Raw genomic sequence first — 14,905 nt, 5'->3', positions numbered from 1 at the left:
TGTTCCTCCCGCACCTGCGACAATCAGCCCTATGACCACGCTCAAGTCGAAGCTGCAGGATGACCTCAACGTTGCGATCAAGGAGCGCGACGAGCTCCGCTCCTCGACGCTCCGGCTGACGCTCGCCGCGATCACCAAGGAGGAGGTCGCGGGCAAGGAGAAGCGCGAGCTCTCCGACGACGAGGTGCAGAAGGTGATCACCCGCGAGGCCAAGAAGCGCCGCGAGGCGGCCGAGGCCTTCGCTCAGGGCGGTCGTGCCGAGAGCGCCGAGCGGGAGAAGGCGGAGGGCGAGGTGCTCGCCGAGTACCTGCCCAAGCAGCTGTCCGACGACGAGCTCCAGCAGATCGTGGCCCAGGCCGTCGAGGAGGCCAGGGCCGCCGGTGCCGAGGGGCCGCGGGCGATGGGCGCGGTCATGAAGATCGTGAACCCGAAGGTGGCCGGGCAGGCCGAGGGCGGCCGCGTCGCCGCCGTGGTGAAGAAGCTGCTCGCCGGCTGATCACCAGCAGACGCAGACGAAACAGGTGGCCCCCTCCTCCCGTACGGGAAAGAGGGGGCCACCCCCGTTAACTCAGCCCTGTCGGCTCAGCCGAACCGCCCGCCGTTGCCGTTGCCCCCGCCGTTGTCCTGGCCCCGGAAGAAGCCCTCCGGGATCGAGAACGAAGGCGTCGGGAAGGGCTCGCCGCCCCCGCCGCCGTTGTTGTTGCCGCCGACCAGACCGCCGATGAAGCCGCCGTTGCCGTTGCCATTGCCGTTGTCACCGTCGTCGCGGTCGTCGTCGTCACGGTCCCCGTCGCCCCGCCCCTTGTGGTTGCCGTCGGGGATGTGGACGTCGTTGAACTGCTCGACCGGCTTGCCCTCCAGCGCGCCCGACATCATGTCGCGCCAGATCGGACCGGGGACCTCACCACCGAAGACCTTGCCGTACGACCGGCCGCCGATGGTGATGCCGGACATCTTCCGCTTGTGCGCGGGGTCGCCGACCCAGACCGCACCGGCCATGTTCGGGGTGTAGCCCACGAACCAGGCCGCGTAGCGCTCGTCCGTCGTACCGGTCTTGCCCGCGCTGGGACGGCCGCTGAGGCCGGCCTTCGAACCCGTGCCGTCCTCGACGACGCCCTTCAGCAGCGCGTTGATCGTGTCGGCGGTCTTCTCCGACATCGCGCGCGAGCAGGTCGACTTCGGGACCTCGAGCGACTTGGTCTCGTCGCCGACCCGCTGGCTGACCGACTCGATGGCGACCGGCGTGCAGTGCATGCCCCGCGCGGCGAAGGTCGCGTACCCGTTCGCCATGGTCAGCGGGGACACCTCCTGGGTGCCCAGGGCGATGGACGGCACCTGCGGCATCTTGTCGCCGTCGGCCCGCTGAACGCCCATCTTCTTCGCCATCGTCGTCACCGGGCAGATGCCGATGTCGCTGATCATCTGGACGTAGTAGGTGTTGACCGACTTGGCGGTCGCTTCCTTCATGTCGTACGGGCCGACCTCGGAGCTGTTCTCGTTCTCGAGCTTGGCGGGGTCGGAGCGGTCGTTCATCCACCGCTTGCCGCCGCAAGCCGAGACGGGGCTCGGGTAGGCCATCTGATACGGGGAGGAGTACACCTTGTTCGCCGGCATGCCGTCCTCGAGGGCCGCCGCCGCCACGATCGGCTTGAACGTCGAACCGGGCTGGTAGCCCATGCCGCCGCCCATGTCGTCGTCGGCGGACAGGTTGAGGGTCGTCTCGCCCTTCTTGACGTCGACGCCGTACGGACGCGACTGGCCCATCGCGAGGATCTTGCCGGTGCCGGGCTGGACGATGCTGGCGGCGGTGGCCACCTCGTCGCTCGTGTAGACGTGGTCCTTGATGGACCGCTGTGCCGATTCCTGGGCCGCCGCGTCCATGGTGGTGCGGATGGTGAGGCCGCCCTGGTTCCAGACCTTCGCCCTGGCTTCCTTGGTCTTGCCGAAGACCTTGTCGTTCAGGAAGACCTCGCGCACGTAGTCACAGAAGAAGCCCGCGCCCTTGACCGCCGTGATGCAGCCGTTCTTGGGCTTGCTGACCTTCAGGCCGAGCGGGGCCTTCATCGCCTCGGCGGCCTGCGCCCGGGAGATGTCGCCGACGGCGGCCATGCGCTGGAGCACGATGTTGCGGCGCTTGGTGGCCTCCGCCTCGTCGTTGACCGGGTCGTACCGGCTGGGCGACTGGACGATGCCGGCGAGGAGGGCCGACTCCTGGATGTCGAGGTCCTTGGCGGACTTGGAGAAGTAGCGCTGGGCCGCTGCCTCGATGCCGTAGGCCTGCTGGCCGAAGAACGTGATGTTCAGGTAGTTCTCGAGGATCTTCTTCTTCCCGAGCTCTTCCTCGACCTGGATCGCGTACTTCAGCTCGCGGATCTTGCGGCCGATGGTCTGCTGGGTGGCCTGCGCGACCTTCGTCGGGTCGTCGCCCGCCTCCTCGACGAAGACGTTCTTCACGTACTGCTGCGTCAGGGTCGAGGCGCCCTGGGAGACCTCACCGCTGCGCGCGTTCTTGTTGAGGGCGCGCAGGACGCCCTTCAGGTCGACCGCGCCGTGCTGGTAGAAGCGCGAGTCCTCGATCGCGACGATCGCCTTCTGCATGTACGGCGAGACGTCCTTGAGCGGGACCACCGTGCGGTCGCGCGAGTAGACCGTGGCGATCTGGCCGCCGTCGGCGTCGAGGATCGTGGTGCGCTGACTCAGCGGCGGCGTCTTCATGTTGGCGGGGAGCTCGTCGAAGCTCTCGACCGATCCCTTCGCCGCGAGCCCCAGCGCGCCCACCGCGGGCAGCGCGATGCCGGCCAGTACGGCTCCCGCGAGGACACTGACACCGAGGAACTTGGCGGCCTGCTGCGCAGGAGACAGACCACCGCCCGAGCTCTTCTTTGGCATGAGGGCAGCCTACGTTCTCATTCGCCGGACAGGCGTATAGGCATTGGCCTAAGCTGCTCTCAACTGTCACAGCAGTGAGGCCACGTATCAATACGTCCGGCGACCCCGAATCGTTCCGGGTGTTCCCCAACTTTTTTGGTGGGGTCGTGTCCGAATCCGCCTTGTGTGTCATACGGCGTCCGATGTGACGCAACTGAACTGTCCTGGTTTGCCAGGAAGGTTCTGTATGTCGCCAGCTCACTCCCCCGGGTGATCTGCCGCTTACCCATAGTCCGTTCGGGCCATTCAAGATTGGGCCCGAAGGGGGTGTTGCGCTGTGCCCACCTTCCGTAACGTCCTCAACTGGCGGCGGTGAATATGCCGCTGCCGCCGTGGGGGAGCCTCGATTCGGGAGAGGACGGCGCCGGTATGGGCTGGGTAGTCGACTGGAGTGCGCAGGCGGCCTGCCGCACTACCGATCCGGACGAACTGTTCGTTCAGGGAGCAGCGCAGAACAGGGCCAAGGCGGTGTGCACCGGGTGTCCGGTGCGTACGGAGTGCCTGGCCGACGCGCTCGACAATCGCGTCGAGTTCGGCGTGTGGGGAGGCATGACGGAGCGGGAGCGCCGCGCACTGCTGCGCAGGCGTCCCACGGTGACGTCCTGGCGCCGGCTGCTGGAGACGGCGCGCAGCGAGTACGAGCGCGGCACGGGTGTCGTGTCCCTCGACGACGACGAGATCTACGAGAACTACGCCGCGGTGAGCTGAGGAGTTCCCTCCGGGGACTCTACGGGGGCTCCTCGGCCAGGTAAGAGGGCTCCTCGGCTACGGGGATCCTCGGTGTCGTTGTCCGGTCGAGGGCCCGTGCGGGCCCTCAGGCATCACGGCCGGGCGAGTCCGGCTCGGCAGGGTCGGGAAGCTCGCGCTCGTTCGCCGCGAGCCGGTCGCCGATGTCGCGCAGTCCCGCGAGGTCGTGCACATCACCGGGCAGCGCGGCCACTTCCGTCACGGCCACCTCGGGGTGGAGCGCGGTGAAGCGGTCACGCGTGCGCTGCTCACGGGAGAGCAGCTGCATGCGCTCGGCGTGCAGCCTCAGCAGGCCTGCCGTGAGCTGGTCGACGGATCGCTCGGCGTCCTCGGTGGGGGAGCCACTCTCGGGAGCCGATGTCGATGCCGCGGATGAGGTCTGAGCTGGGGTCTGATCTGAGGTCTGAGCTGGGGTCTGAGCTGCGGTTTCGGGCGTGGGAGAGGCTGAACTTCCGTATGTGTCGGGGGAGTTACGAAGTCCAGCTTTCCCGCCCTCCTGATCCACAATGCGGGGCTCTTCAAGATTTTCCGCGGCGGCGAGCGCCCGCTCGGCCGACAGCCGGTCGGCGCCGCTGCCGTGCACCCGGTTGAGCACCAGACCGGCGAGCGGCATGTCCTCCGCGGCCAGGCGCTCCACGAAGTACGCGGCCTCCCGCAGCGCGTCCCGCTCCGGGGCCGCGACCACGAGGAAGGCCGTCCCGGGCGCCTGGAGCAGCTTGTACGTCGCGTCCGCGCGCGTACGGAAGCCCCCGAACGTCGTGTCCATCGCGGACACGAACGTCTGGACGTCCTTGAGGAGCTGACCGCCGAGAAGTTTGCCGAGGGTGCCGGTCATCATCGACATCCCGACGTTCAGGAACTTCATCCCGGCGCGCCCGCCCAGCTTCGCCGGCGCCGTCAGCAGCCGGATCAGCCGCCCGTCGAGGAACGAACCGAGCCGCTTGGGCGCGTCCAGGAAGTCCAGGGCCGAGCGGGACGGAGGGGTGTCGACGATGATCAGGTCCCACTCGTCCCGGGCCCGCAACTGCCCGAGCTTCTCCATCGCCATGTACTCCTGCGTGCCCGCGAAGCCCGCCGAGAGCGACTGGTAGAAGGGGTTGCTCAGGATCGCGGCAGCCCGCTCGGCGTCCGCGTGCACCTCGACGATCTCGTCGAAGGTGCGCTTCATGTCGAGCATCATCGCGTGCAGCTCGCCGCCCGCGGTGTCGTCGATGCCCTTGACCCGGCGCGGGGTGTTGTCGAGGGAGTCGATGCCCATGGACTGGGCGAGCCGGCGGGCCGGGTCGATGGTGAGGACGACCACCTTGCGGCCCCGCTCGGCCGCGCGCAGGCCCAGGGCCGCCGCGGTCGTGGTCTTGCCGACCCCGCCCGAGCCGCAGCACACCACGATCCGGGTCTTCGGATCCGCCAGCAGCGGATCGACGTCGAGCAGGCGGGCGGGGGACATGCGAGGGCGGGCCGGGTCGTGTGCGCGGGCCGGGTCCGGACGACTCATGACATCCCCTGCTTCCGACTCATGACGGGCCTTGCCTGTGTGTCCTCGCTGATGAGGCGTGTGTCCTCGCTCATGACGCGTGTGCCCCGGCTCATGACACGCCCTGCCCGCGCAGCTCGCGGGCCAGCGCGTACAGCCCCGCCAGGTCCATGCCCTCGGCGAACAGCGGCAGTTCGTGCAGCGGCAGACCGAGTTCGGCCAGCACCGCACGCTGCTCGTGCTCCAGCGCGTACCGCTCGCCGTACTCCTCGGCCTGGGTGAGCAGCGGGTCCACCAGCCGCTCGGCATGCCCCCCGCGCCGTGCCCCGCCGAGCCCGGCGGATGACAGCGACCGCGCGACAGTGGAACGTGTGGCCGTCCGGACGAGTTCCAGATCGGTCTCGTCCAACACCTCCGGGCGCACCATGTTCACGATGATCCGCCCGACCGGCAGCCGCGCCGACCGCAGCTCGGCGATGCCGTCCACGGTCTCCTGGACGGGCATCTCCTCCAGCAGCGTCACCAGGTGCACGGCCGTCTCCGGCGACTTCAGCACCCGCATCACGGCCTGTGCCTGATTGTGTATCGGGCCGATCTTGGCGAGGCCGGCGACCTCGTCGTTGACGTTGAGGAAGCGGGTGATGCGCCCGGTGGGCGGGGCGTCCATCACGACGTAGTCGTAGGTGAAGCGCCCGCTGCGCTCCTTGCGCCGCACCGCCTCGCACGCCTTGCCGGTGAGGAGTACGTCCCTCAAGCCGGGCGCGATGGTGGTGGCGAAGTCGATCGCGCCGAGCTTCTTCAGGGCCCGTCCCGCGCTGCCCAGCTTGTAGAACATCTGGAGGTAGTCCAGAAGGGCCAGTTCGGGGTCGATGGCCAGCGCGTACACCTCCCCGCCCCCGGGAGCGACGGCGATCTTCCGCTCCTCATAAGGCAGCGCTTCCGTTTCGAAGAGCTGCGCGATGCCCTGGCGGCCTTCGACCTCGACGAGAAGCGTCCGCTTCCCCTCCGTGGCCAAGGCCAGCGCGAGGGCCGCGGCCACCGTGGTCTTGCCGGTACCGCCCTTGCCGCTGACGACCTGGAGCCTGCTCACGTATTCGAGCCTAACCAGTCCGTGCCCGAGCTACTCAGGAGGCTGTGGATAACCCTCGCCGTGGTCGGCCGCCTGCCCCTGTCCGCCAGGGGCTAGAGTCGGCCGCATGACCAAGTGGGAATACTCAACCGTGCCGCTGCTCGTCCACGCCACGAAGCAGATTCTGGACACCTGGGGCGAGGACGGCTGGGAGCTCGTCCAGGTCGTGCCCGGGCCGAACAACCCCGAGCAGCTCGTGGCCTACCTGAAGCGGGAGAAGCAGTAATGGGTGCCGTCGAGGCGAAGCTGGCCGAGCTCGGCCTGACCCTGCCCGACGTCGTGCCGCCGCTGGCCGCGTACCAGCCGGCCGTGCAGACCGGCCCGTACGTGTACACCGCCGGGCAGCTCCCGATGGTGGACGGCAAGCTTCCGGTCACCGGCAAGGTCGGCGCCGAGGTCACCCCGGAGGAGGCCAAGGAGCTGGCGCGTACCTGCGCGCTGAACGCGCTGGCCGCCGTCAAGTCCGTCGCCGGTGACCTGGACCGCGTCGCGCGCGTGGTGAAGGTCGTCGGCTTCGTGGCTTCGGCCTCGGATTTCACGGGTCAGCCCGCGGTGCTGAACGGCGCGAGCGAGCTGCTCGGCGCGGTCCTCGGCGACAAGGGCGTGCACGCGCGCAGCGCGGTGGGCGTGGCGGTGCTGCCGCTGGACGCCCCGGTGGAGGTCGAGATCCAGGTGGAGCTGGCGTAGCTGCCCCGCGAGGGGGACCCCGCCCCCTCAGGGGCCGGGGGGACCCCGCCCCCTCTGGGGCCACTCGAACATCAGCCCGTCACGGGATAGCCTCGCGCCCATGGCGAACGGTCAGTGGTATCCCCCGGAGTGGCCGGACCGCATCCGCGCACTCGCGGCCGGCACGCTCACGCCGGTCACCCCGAAGCGCGCGGCCACCGTCATGCTCCTGAAGGACACGGGCAGCGGCCCGGTCGTCCACATGCTGCGCAGACGCGCCTCCATGGCCTTCGCCGGGGGCGCGTACGCGTATCCGGGCGGCGGCGTCGACCCCCGGGACGACGACCAGCACGTCCGCTGGGCGGGCCCCACGCGCGCGTGGTGGGCGGACCGGCTCGGCGTCGACGAGACGGAGGCCCAGGCGATCGTCTGCGCGGCCGTGCGGGAGACGTACGAGGAGGCGGGCGTCCTGCTCGCCGGACCGGCGCCCGACTCGGTCGTCGGCGACACCACCGGGGCCGGCTGGGAGGCGGACCGTGCCGCCCTGGTCGCCCGGGACCTGTCCTTCGCGGAGTTCCTGGACCGCCGCGGCCTGGTCCTGCGCTCCGACCTGCTCGGCGCCTGGACCCGCTGGATCACCCCGGAGTTCGAGGCCCGCCGCTACGACACCTGGTTCTTCGTGGCGGCCCTGCCCGAGGGACAGCGCACCCGCAACGCCTCCACCGAGGCGGACCGCACGGTGTGGATCGCCCCGGGTGAGGCGGCGGCCGGCTACGACAAGGGCGAGCTGCTGATGATGCCGCCGACCCTCGCGACCCTGCGCCAGCTGACGCCGTACGACACGGCCGCCCGGGCGCTCGCGGACGCCCCGGGGCGTGATCTCACGCCCGTGCTGGCCACGGCCCGTCTCGTGGACGGCGAGATCGTGCTCTCCTGGCCGGGCCACGACGAGTTCACCAAGCACATCCCGACCCGCCCGACCTCTCCGACCGGTGGAGCCAGCGCATGACGGACGCAGCAGCCCTTCCCGGCCAGCCCCGGGGCGGTGTCCTGGCGGGGCCCGCCACCGCGCGGGCCGTCAACGTCCTGGCCCCCAACCCGTCGGCGATGACCCTGGACGGCACGAACACCTGGATCCTCTCCGAGCCCGGCTCGGACCTGGCCGTGGTGGTCGACCCGGGCCCCGACGACGACGGGCACCTGCGCCATGTCGTCGCCACCGCCGAGCAGGCCGGCAAGCGCGTCGCCCTGACCCTGCTGACCCATGGCCACCCCGACCACGCCGAGGGCGCCGGGCGGTTCGCCGAACTGACCGGCACGCGCGTGCGTGCGCTGGATCCGGCCCTCCGGCTGGGGGACGAGGGACTGGCCGCCGGGGACGTGATCACCGTCGGCGGCCTCGAACTGAAGGTCGTACCCACCCCCGGCCACACCGCCGACTCCCTCTCCTTCCACCTCCCGGCGGACCAGGCCGTCCTGACCGGCGACACGATCCTCGGCCGCGGTACGACGGTCGTGGCCCACCCCGACGGCCGCCTCGGCGACTACCTGGACTCCCTGCGGCGCCTGAGGTCCCTCACGGTCGACGACGGCGTCCACACGGTGCTGCCCGGCCACGGGCCGGTCCTGGATGACGCCCAGGGCGCCGTCGAGTACTACCTCGCCCACCGGGCCAAGCGCCTCGCGCAGGTGGAGACGGCCGTCGAGGACGGCTACCGCACCCCGACCGAGGTCGTCGCCCACGTCTACGCGGACGTGGACCGCTCCCTGTGGCCGGCGGCGGAACTGTCGGTACGGGCGCAGCTGGACTACTTGGACGAGCACGGGCTCATCTGACGGTGCCCCGGGGCGCGGCTGACGTGTCCTGGTACGACGTCGGGCCCTGTCTCGCGAGGAGACAGGGCCCGATGACGTACGGCGCGCGCGGGTGCGCGTCAGCGCGAGCGCTTGGCGAGGCGCTCCACGTCCAGCAGGATCACCGCGCGGGCCTCCAGGCGCAGCCAGCCGCGCTGGGCGAAGTCCGCCAGTGCCTTGTTGACCGTCTCGCGGGACGCGCCGACCAGCTGGGCCAGCTCCTCCTGCGTGAGGTCGTGGACGACGTGGATGCCCTCCTCGGACTGCACGCCGAACCGGCGGGACAGGTCCAGCAGGGCGCGGGCGACGCGGCCCGGGACGTCCGAGAAGACGAGGTCGGACATCGCGTCGTTGGTCTTGCGCAGCCGGCGGGCGACAGCGCGCAGCAGCGCCGTGGCCACCTCGGGGCGGGCGTTCAGCCAGGGCTGGAGGTCGCCGTGGCCGAGACCGAGCAGCTTGACCTCGGTCAGCGCGGAGGCCGTCGCGGTGCGCGGGCCCGGGTCGAAGAGCGACAGCTCGCCGATGAGCTCGCCGGGGCCGACCACGGCCAGCATGTTCTCGCGGCCGTCCGGGGACGTGCGGTGGAGCTTGACCTTGCCCTCCGTGACCACATACAGGCGGTCGCCGGGGTCCCCCTCGTGGAACAGCGAGTCGCCGCGCGCGAGGGTCACCTCACTCATGGAGGCGCGGAGCTCCGAGGCCTGCTCGTCATCGAGCGCCGCGAAGAGCGGGTTGCGCCGCAGAACGTCGTCCACGAGTTCTCTCCTTGTCGACCTGCTCAGGGGACCGGGATCCCCCTTGTATCAAGGCACCGAGGTGCCCATTTTGCCGGACGGTCCAAACAGTGTGATCTGTCACAAGGATGCCGCACAGGTGTCCCGGGGTACGCGGCAGGGGTCCAATTGGGCGCCGATCTTCGGGGGCCGGGGCGGATGTCAGTGCCACGCCTTAGGCTGGCCGGGTGTCCAAATCGCCGGTGAGAGCACAGGCCGAGGGGGCTGCGCGGGTGGTTGTACGTCGCGATTCCGCTGTGGGCGAACAGAGCCCCGATGGCGGTAGGAAAACGGCGAAAGAGAACAAGTCGGATACCGCGAAGAAGGCGGCCGTGAAGCAGGCGGCCGCCAAGAAGGCGTCAGCGAAGAAGGCATCCGCCCAGAAGGCACCTGCCGCCCAGAAGGCACCTGCCGTGAAGAAGGCACCTGCCGTGAAGAAGGCGCCCGCCGCCAAGAAGGTCACCGTCGCGCCCAAGAAGGCCACCGCCCGCGTGAAGGGCACCGCGCCCGCAAAGGCCGTCGTCCATCCGCCGGGTGACGAGTCGCGCACCGCCCTGGTCCGCAGAGCCCGCCGTATCAACCGCGAGCTCGCCGAGGTCTTCCCGTACGCCCACCCCGAGCTGGACTTCGACAACTCCTTCCAACTGGTCGTCGCCACGGTCCTGTCCGCCCAGACCACCGACCTGCGCGTCAACCAGACGACACCCGCCCTCTTCGCCAAGTACCCCACCCCCGAGGACCTGGCCGCCGCCAACCCGGAGGAGGTGGAGGAGATCCTCCGCCCGTGCGGCTTCTTCCGGGCCAAGACGAAGTCGGTCATAGGGCTGTCCAAGGCCCTGGTGGAGGACTTCGGCGGCGAGGTCCCGGGCCGGCTGGAGGACCTGGTCAAGCTGCCCGGCGTCGGCCGCAAGACCGCGTTCGTCGTGCTCGGCAACGCCTTCGGGCGGCCCGGCATCACGGTGGACACCCATTTCCAGCGCCTGGTGCGTCGCTGGCAGTGGACCGGGGAGACCGACCCGGACAAGATCGAGGCCGCCATCGGCGCGCTCTTCCCGAAGAGCGACTGGACGGACCTCTCGCACCACGTGATCTGGCACGGCCGCCGCATCTGCCACGCCCGCAAGCCCGCCTGCGGTGCCTGCCCGATCGCCCCGCTCTGCCCGGCGTTCGGCGAGGGCGAGACCGATCCGGAGAAGGCGAAGAAGCTGCTCAAGTACGAGAAGGGCGGCTTCCCCGGCCAGCGTCTGCGGCCCCCGCAGGCGTATCTGGACGCGGGCGGCAAGCCGGCGCCGCCGCTGGGGGCCGGATGAGCTGCCCGGTCGGGGGACCGAGCTGCCTGATCACGGGGTCGCGCTGCCCGGACGGGGGATCGTGGTCGTTCGCGGAACGATCTCGGACCCGCCGCGCGTTGGAAGCGGCAGGACGACGGGGGTGGCGATGACGCGTGCGAGCGACACACAGGGCGGGCCTTTGACGCCGAGCAAGGAGGGCCTGCCCGCCTGGCTGGACCCGGTGGTGCGTGCCGTGGAGACGGTCAAGCCGCGGCAGCTCAGCCGCTTCCTGCCGCCGGAGGACGGCGCCGGGCGCCAGTCCGCCGTGCTGATCCTGTTCGGGGAGGGCGAGCGCGGGCCCGAGCTGCTGCTCATGGAGCGCGCGAGTTCCCTGCGCTCGCATGCCGGCCAGCCCTCGTTCCCCGGCGGCGCCCTCGACCCGGAGGACGGCGACCCGCAGGGCGACGGCCCGTTGCGGGCCGCCCTGCGCGAGGCGGAGGAGGAGACCGGCCTCGACCCCTCCGGCGTCCAGCTCTTCGGTGTCCTGCCCAGGCTCTACATCCCGGTCAGCGGATTCGTCGTCACCCCGGTGCTGGGCTGGTGGCGCGAACCCAGCCCCGTCTGGGTCGTCGATCCGAACGAGACCGCCAGGGTCTTCACCGTCCCCGTGGTGGATCTCACGGACCCCGCCCACCGCGCCACCACCGTCCACCCCAGCGGCCACCGAGGTCCGGCATTTCTGGTCGAATCAGCCCTTGTCTGGGGTTTCACGGCCGGGATCATCGACCGGCTGCTGCACTTCGCGGGCTGGGAGCGGCCCTGGGACCGCGAGAAGCAGGTCCCGCTCGACTGGCGCTCATGACAGGGTGGCCTCCGTGAACGTGCTGGACATCTTGTTGCTGGTCGCCGCCGTGTGGTTCGCGGTCGTCGGATACCGCCAGGGATTCGTCGTCGGCATCCTGTCGGTGATCGGCTTCCTGGGCGGCGGTCTCGTCGCGGTCTACGTACTGCCCGTCATCTGGGACGCGCTCACGGACAACGCGGAGGTGAACACGACCGCCGCCGTCGTCGCGGTCGTCGTCGTCATCGTCTGCGCCTCCGTCGGCCAGGCCCTCACCACCCACCTCGGCAACAAGCTGCGACGGCACATCACCTGGTCCCCGGCCCGGGCCCTCGACGCCACCGGCGGCGCCCTCGTCAACGTCCTGGCGATGCTCCTGGTCGCGTGGTTGATCGGCTCGGCCCTCGCGGGCACCACCCTGCCTACGCTCGGCAAGGAGGTCCGCAACTCCAAGGTGCTGCTGGGCGTCTCGCAGGCACTGCCGGACCAGGCCGCCACCTGGTTCGCGGACTTCTCCTCCGTCCTCGCGCAGAACGGCTTCCCGCAGGTCTTCAGCCCGTTCTCCAACGAGCCCATCACCGACGTCCAGCCGCCGGACCCGGCCCTGGCGAACAGCCCGGTCGCCACCCGCGCCCAGCGCTCCATCGTCAAGGTCATGGGCACGGCCCCGAGCTGCGGCAAGGTCCTGGAGGGCACCGGCTTCGTCTTCTCCGGCCGCCGAGTGATGACCAACGCGCATGTGGTGGGCGGCGTCGACGAGCCGACCGTGCAGATAGGCGGCGAGGGCAGGAAGTACGACGCCACGGTCGTCCTCTACGACTGGCAGCGCGACATCGCCGTACTCGACGTGCCGGACCTCAAGGCGCCCGCGCTGCGCTTCACCACCAAGGACGCGACCAGCGGGGACGGCGCGATCGTCGCGGGCTTCCCGGAGAACGGGGCGTACGACGTGCGTGCCGCGCGCGTGCGGGGCCGCATCACGGCCAACGGCCCGGACATCTACCACCGCGACACGGTCCGCCGCGACGTCTACTCCCTCTACGCGACCGTCCGCCAGGGCAACTCCGGCGGCCCGCTGCTCACCCCCGAAGGCAAGGTCTACGGCGTGGTCTTCGCCAAGTCCCTCGACGACGCCGAGACGGGGTACGCGCTGACCGTGGACGAGATCCAGGAGGACATCACCAAGGGGCGCTCCGCCAACCAGCAGGTGGACAGCGACAGCTGCGCGCTCTAGGGCCTGTCGTTTGGATCACGCCGCAGACGCGGGGCCTGGCACGCACATCTGCCGCGTTCTCGTCGGTCGCCGACGCTCCGCGTCGACTCCCTCCTCCGCCTTGCAGCTGCACGCACCAGGCCCCGCTCACCGGCGTCGAAGAAGTGCTGCCGATTCCCTGCGCCGTGATCCAAACGACAGGCCCTAGGCGCGGCCCTGCTGCGGGGTGGTCGGGGCGTCACTCGCGCGGGTGGTGCCTCAGTCGCGGGTGTGGCGCAGACGTACGGAGACCCAGCGGGCCCGGCGGCGGAGGATGCGCGGAATCCCGACCCGGGGATCCGCGGTCACCAGCTGCGGTGCGCCGCTTCTCTGGTGGGGGTTCGCACCGCCCGCCGAGCGGCGATTGCGGCTTGCGTCACTGTAGTCGTGCGTCCAGCCCATACCTCGACGTCTGCCCCCGCCCCATGGTCGATAACCGCTCACGGGGCGCCCAATTGGCCTATGCGCCGGGCAATTGGCCGTTCGTCGGACAAGCGTTCACGTGCGGATACCGGGCGGGGTCGTCCGGTCACCGATCGGGTTCGGGATCCTTGAGCCAGTTGATGAGTTCCGAGGAGAAGGCGACCGGGTCCTCCTCGTGCGGGAAGTGGCCGAGACCGTCGAACAGGCGCCAGCGGTAGGGGGCTTCGACGTACTCGCCGGAGCCGGCCGCGCTGCGCGTGCGCATCACGGGGTCGAGCGAGCCGTGCAGATGGAGGGTCGGCACGCGCACGGGCCGCTTCATGCGGCGGTTGAACTGGATGCCGTCCGGGCGGGCCAGGGAGCGCACCATCCAGCGGTACGGCTCCACGGCGCAGTGCGCGGCGGAGGGGATGCACATGGCGCGGCGGTACGTCTGAAGGGCCTCGTCCTCCGGCGGGCGTGGCCCGGACCAGTCCTGGATCAGCTCGGCCACGAGCGCCCCGTCGTCGGCGGTGAGCTGCCGCTCCGGGATCCAGGGACGCTGGAACCCCCAGATGTGTGAACCGGCGCGCGTCTGCTTGACGTCTCGCAGCATGGCCGAGCGCCAGCGCCGCGGATGCGGCATGGACGCGACCGCCAGCCGCCGCACCAGCTTGGGGCGCATCGCGGCCGCCGTCCACGCGAGGTATCCGCCCAGGTCGTGGCCGACCAGCGCGGCGTCCGGCTCGCCGAGCGAGCGGATGACGCCGGTGACGTCGAGCGCGAGGTTGGCGGGGTCGTAACCGCGCGGCGTGCGGTCGCTGCCCCCGACGCCCCGCAGGTCCATGGCGACGGCCCGGAAGCCCGCGTCGGCGAGCGCCACCAGCTGGTGCCGCCAGGTCCACCAGAACTGCGGGAAGCCGTGCAGCAGCAGCACCAGCGGCCCGTCGCCCAGCTCGGCGATGTGGAAGCGGGCGCCGTTGGCGGCGACGTCGCGGTGGCTCACCTTTCTCTCGCCGGGGATGTCGAGAAGAACGGCCGAGGCCGGCTGTGCCGAAGGTGGTGTGGCGGGGTCCGTCATGACGACGAGCGTGCCACAGGCTCGAGGGCCTCGTGGACCCGGTCCTGCGGGAGCTCCGGACGCGGGTGCGGCTTGGCCTTCTGCAGGACGACCGCGGTCTCCTTCATGGAGGCGGCGACCTTCTGCGGGCCCTTGCTCTTCTTGGCCTTCTTCGCGAAGGTCACGCCGATCAGCGCGAGCACGACCGCGACCAGCACGTTCGCCGCGAAGGACAGCAGGAAGCAGATCGCGAGGTTCCAGTCGCTCCAGGTGCGGATGCCGTACGCCAGCGCGAAGTTCAGCATCGGCAGGGAGAAGATCAGCACCGCGCCGGCCGCCGAGAAGGCACCGCCGCTGGTCGCTCCGCGCTTGACGTCCTGCTTGAGCTGCGCCTTGGCCAGCGCGATCTCGTCGTGCACCAGCGCCGACATTTCCGCCGTCGCCGAGGCGAACAGCTGGCCGATGCTGCGTTCGGCGCCGACCGGGCTGCCGTCGGGTGCGCTCATCG

At 70.5% G+C, this 14,905-nt stretch carries 16 protein-coding genes; 9 read left to right on the top strand and 7 right to left on the bottom strand.

What is annotated here, in order from left to right:
• Window positions 1-31: 31 nt before the first annotated feature.
• Window positions 32-496, top strand: coding sequence for a GatB/YqeY domain-containing protein (locus ACFZBT_RS12010; protein WP_391101650.1), 465 nt, complete (start codon window positions 32-34; stop codon window positions 494-496).
• Window positions 497-582: 86 nt separating this feature from the next.
• On the opposite strand, the gene ACFZBT_RS12005 is transcribed toward ACFZBT_RS12010, so the two are convergent.
• Window positions 583-2,889: a transglycosylase domain-containing protein gene (locus ACFZBT_RS12005; RefSeq protein WP_391101648.1), complete on the bottom strand. Its 2,307-nt coding sequence runs from the start codon at window positions 2,887-2,889 to the stop codon at window positions 583-585.
• Between the two features lie 408 nt (window positions 2,890-3,297).
• On the opposite strand from ACFZBT_RS12005, the gene wblA reads away from it, so the two are divergent.
• Window positions 3,298-3,636: a transcriptional regulator WblA gene (wblA, locus tag ACFZBT_RS12000; RefSeq protein WP_184594573.1), complete on the top strand. Its 339-nt coding sequence runs from the start codon at window positions 3,298-3,300 to the stop codon at window positions 3,634-3,636.
• A gap of 106 nt (window positions 3,637-3,742) precedes the next feature.
• On the opposite strand, the gene ACFZBT_RS11995 is transcribed toward wblA, so the two are convergent.
• A complete protein-coding gene (locus tag ACFZBT_RS11995) occupies window positions 3,743-5,170 on the bottom strand; it encodes an ArsA-related P-loop ATPase (RefSeq protein ID WP_391101645.1) in 1,428 nt (475 codons plus the stop codon).
• 91 nt (window positions 5,171-5,261) lie between these two features.
• On the bottom strand, window positions 5,262-6,239 hold the full coding sequence (locus tag ACFZBT_RS11990; RefSeq protein WP_215119934.1) for an ArsA-related P-loop ATPase: 978 nt from the start codon (window positions 6,237-6,239) through the stop codon (window positions 5,262-5,264).
• Window positions 6,240-6,345: 106 nt separating this feature from the next.
• Here ACFZBT_RS11990 and ACFZBT_RS11985 point away from each other — a divergent pair, with 106 nt between their 5' ends.
• The 4 genes from ACFZBT_RS11985 to ACFZBT_RS11970 all read left to right on the top strand — a co-directional run bounded on the left by ACFZBT_RS11985 (window position 6,346) and on the right by ACFZBT_RS11970 (window position 8,780).
• Window positions 6,346-6,504 carry a DUF4177 domain-containing protein gene (locus tag ACFZBT_RS11985; RefSeq protein WP_097218487.1) on the top strand — a complete coding sequence of 53 codons (159 nt, stop codon included), beginning with the start codon at window positions 6,346-6,348 and terminating at the stop codon, window positions 6,502-6,504.
• Complete coding sequence (locus ACFZBT_RS11980; protein ID WP_391101641.1) at window positions 6,504-6,965, top strand: Atu1372/SO_1960 family protein; 462 nt, start codon at window positions 6,504-6,506, stop codon at window positions 6,963-6,965. Before ACFZBT_RS11985 ends, ACFZBT_RS11980 begins: the two co-directional genes overlap by 1 nt.
• Before the next feature lie 100 nt (window positions 6,966-7,065).
• Window positions 7,066-7,953: an NUDIX hydrolase gene (locus ACFZBT_RS11975; RefSeq protein ID WP_391101638.1), complete on the top strand. Its 888-nt coding sequence runs from the start codon at window positions 7,066-7,068 to the stop codon at window positions 7,951-7,953.
• Window positions 7,950-8,780, top strand: coding sequence for an MBL fold metallo-hydrolase (locus ACFZBT_RS11970; RefSeq protein WP_391101635.1), 831 nt, complete (start codon window positions 7,950-7,952; stop codon window positions 8,778-8,780). Before ACFZBT_RS11975 ends, ACFZBT_RS11970 begins: the two co-directional genes overlap by 4 nt.
• A 98-nt stretch (window positions 8,781-8,878) precedes the next feature.
• Here the strand turns inward: ACFZBT_RS11970 and ACFZBT_RS11965 are convergent, their stop codons facing one another.
• Complete coding sequence (locus ACFZBT_RS11965; RefSeq protein WP_215119931.1) at window positions 8,879-9,553, bottom strand: Crp/Fnr family transcriptional regulator; 675 nt, start codon at window positions 9,551-9,553, stop codon at window positions 8,879-8,881.
• 350 nt (window positions 9,554-9,903) lie between these two features.
• On the opposite strand from ACFZBT_RS11965, the gene nth reads away from it, so the two are divergent.
• The 3 genes from nth to ACFZBT_RS11950 all read left to right on the top strand — a co-directional run bounded on the left by nth (window position 9,904) and on the right by ACFZBT_RS11950 (window position 12,917).
• On the top strand, window positions 9,904-10,881 hold the full coding sequence (nth, locus tag ACFZBT_RS11960; protein ID WP_391101632.1) for an endonuclease III: 978 nt from the start codon (window positions 9,904-9,906) through the stop codon (window positions 10,879-10,881).
• 127 nt (window positions 10,882-11,008) lie between these two features.
• Complete coding sequence (locus ACFZBT_RS11955) at window positions 11,009-11,704, top strand: NUDIX domain-containing protein (protein WP_391101629.1); 696 nt, start codon at window positions 11,009-11,011, stop codon at window positions 11,702-11,704.
• A 13-nt stretch (window positions 11,705-11,717) separates the two neighbouring features.
• Window positions 11,718-12,917 (top strand): MarP family serine protease, encoded by a 1,200-nt coding sequence (locus ACFZBT_RS11950; RefSeq protein ID WP_391101627.1) that lies wholly within the window; start codon window positions 11,718-11,720, stop codon window positions 12,915-12,917.
• Window positions 12,918-13,154: 237 nt separating this feature from the next.
• Here ACFZBT_RS11950 and ACFZBT_RS11945 read toward each other — a convergent pair whose 3' ends face one another.
• The 3 genes from ACFZBT_RS11945 to ACFZBT_RS11935 all read right to left on the bottom strand — a co-directional run bounded on the left by ACFZBT_RS11945 (window position 13,155) and on the right by ACFZBT_RS11935 (window position 14,903).
• Window positions 13,155-13,337, bottom strand: coding sequence for a hypothetical protein (locus tag ACFZBT_RS11945; protein ID WP_391101625.1), 183 nt, complete (start codon window positions 13,335-13,337; stop codon window positions 13,155-13,157).
• 127 nt (window positions 13,338-13,464) lie between these two features.
• Entirely contained in the window at window positions 13,465-14,418 is a 954-nt protein-coding gene (locus ACFZBT_RS11940; RefSeq protein ID WP_391101623.1) for an alpha/beta fold hydrolase, read from the bottom strand.
• Window positions 14,415-14,903 carry a phage holin family protein gene (locus tag ACFZBT_RS11935; RefSeq protein ID WP_391101621.1) on the bottom strand — a complete coding sequence of 163 codons (489 nt, stop codon included), beginning with the start codon at window positions 14,901-14,903 and terminating at the stop codon, window positions 14,415-14,417. The genes ACFZBT_RS11940 and ACFZBT_RS11935 overlap by 4 nt, the downstream gene beginning before the upstream one ends.
• Between the last annotated feature and the right edge of the window lie 2 nt (window positions 14,904-14,905).

Source organism: Streptomyces sp. NPDC008137, from assembly GCF_042957035.1.
GTDB lineage: Bacteria > Actinomycetota > Actinomycetes > Streptomycetales > Streptomycetaceae > Streptomyces.
This window is presented reverse-complemented; position numbering and strand designations above follow the sequence as displayed.